Source organism: Paraburkholderia sp. SIMBA_053, from assembly GCF_046534895.1.
Taxonomy (GTDB): domain Bacteria; phylum Pseudomonadota; class Gammaproteobacteria; order Burkholderiales; family Burkholderiaceae; genus Paraburkholderia; species Paraburkholderia caledonica.
Genome location: NZ_JAWRXU010000589.1, coordinates 1 through 276, shown reverse-complemented (window position 1 = coordinate 276; position 276 = coordinate 1). Strand labels below are relative to the sequence as shown.

General features: G+C 64.1%; 1 protein-coding gene. It reads left to right on the top strand.

What is annotated here, in order from left to right:
- Nucleotides 1–50: 50 nt before the first annotated feature.
- The coding region (locus SB753_RS36955; protein WP_410805099.1) for a hypothetical protein at nt 51–276 on the top strand (226 nt) is incomplete at its 3' end.

The following is a 276-nucleotide window of genomic DNA, read 5'->3' as shown; positions in this document are numbered from 1 at the left end:
GAACAAGCATTGAAGCGCGTGATGCGGCACGATCTCAACGAGGAGAAGTGATGAGCACAGTCGGAAGAGGGCAGCGACGAACCCGAATCATCGTCGGCGCCGGAACCGCGGCGGTTACCCTTCTGGCCCTGGCGGGTTGCACGCCCGGCACGGATGGCGACAGCGGCGGTGACGGGAATGTCACCATCGAGTTCGCGCAGTGGTGGGAGCCGGAACTGCCCGACGGCGAGTTCCGCGCACTCATCGACCAGTTCGAGGAGGCGAATCCCGACATCA